This window comes from Mesorhizobium sp. M7A.F.Ca.CA.004.04.2.1 (assembly GCF_004022825.1).
In the GTDB taxonomy this organism is placed as follows: Bacteria; Pseudomonadota; Alphaproteobacteria; order Rhizobiales; family Rhizobiaceae; genus Mesorhizobium.
On the sequence record NZ_RZPH01001345.1, the window covers coordinates 1 to 1,265 of the forward strand.

Annotated in this window: 2 protein-coding genes and 1 pseudogene; all 3 read right to left on the reverse strand. The window is 62.5% G+C overall.

The annotated features are described in order from the left end of the window. A partial coding sequence (locus EN893_RS34425) for an adenosylhomocysteinase (protein ID WP_164901401.1) occupies positions 1–615 on the reverse strand: 615 nt, incomplete at its 3' end. A 181-nt stretch (positions 616–796) separates the two neighbouring features. After that, complete coding sequence (locus EN893_RS34430) at positions 797–1,093, reverse strand: HPr family phosphocarrier protein (protein ID WP_027039963.1); 297 nt, start codon at positions 1,091–1,093, stop codon at positions 797–799. Then, positions 1,090–1,265, reverse strand: a pseudogene (locus EN893_RS34435) (PTS fructose transporter subunit IIA); the annotation flags it as partial. The pseudogene EN893_RS34435 and the gene EN893_RS34430, both read right to left, overlap by 4 nt.

The following is a 1,265-nucleotide window of genomic DNA, read 5'->3' on the forward strand; positions in this document are numbered from 1 at the left end:
CTTCTGCAGCTGATAGAGCCGGTTGACGCCGGTGGTCGTCTCTTCGGTGACGCCGCGGATCGCCGCCTTCTGCTTGGTGAAGAAGCCGGGCGAAGCCTTCAGGCGCTTCTTGACCTGGGCATAGAAGTATTCCTCTTCCTCGCTCTGCGGGTTGGACAGCACGTCCTCGCCGGCCTCGGCGCGGGCGCCGATCAGGATGTACATGGTGGCATCGCCGCCATCATCGAGGATCATGTTGGAGAGGCCGCCATCGGCCCACTGGAAGATCTTGTCGGTGTAGTCCCAATACTCCTCGAGCGACTCGCCCTTGACGGCGAACACCGGGATGCCGGCTTCGGCGATGGCCGCGGCCGCATGGTCCTGGGTCGAGAAGATGTTGCAGGAGGCCCAGCGGATATCGGCGCCCAGTTCCTTCAGCGTCTCGATCAGCACCGCCGTCTGGATCGTCATGTGCAGCGAGCCGGTGATGCGCGCACCCTTGAGCGGCTGCTTGGGACCGAATTCCTCACGGCAGGCCATCAGGCCCGGCATTTCGGTTTCGGCGATCTCGAGTTCCTTGCGGCCCCAGCCGGCAAGCGAGATGTCGGCGACCACATAGTCCTTGCTACCCGTCATGGCAGTACTCCGATGCGAATGTTGTGCTTGCGAATTTGTTGCGGACACGCCCGCGCCGGTCGGCGCGTCGAAGGGCGCGAATTGCCGGCCTGACTAGCAGATCGGAGCAAGGACGACAATGGGATATAAAGAAATCTTTATCCCTGCATGTCTCTCAGACACGCATCGGCGCTCTACCTGATCAGCATTCCTCGCCAAAGCGGGACGCCACCAGCTGCTCCAGGGCGTCGATGACCTGCCGGGCTTCCGGTCCGCTGGCGGTGACGCGGATCGAATAGCCGGGGCTTGCCGCCAGCATCATCAGGCCCATGATCGAGGTGCCGCCGACCTTGACGCCATCCTTCTCGACATGCACCGAGGCATCGAAGCCGCTGGCCAGCTGGACGAACTTCGCCGAAGCGCGCGCATGAAGGCCACGTTGGTTGATGATGGGAAAATCCCGGACAATTTGGTCTTTTTCCGGGGACAGCGCGGTCATTTGCTGCTCAGGAGCTGGCTGGCGACATTGATGTATTTGCGGCCGGCGGCCTGAGCCTCATCGAGCGCGGCGGCCATATTGTCGCCCTTGCGGATCGAGGAGAGCTTGATCAGCATCGGCAGGTTCATGCCGGCGATCACCTCGGTGCGGCCGGACTCCATCACCGAGATGG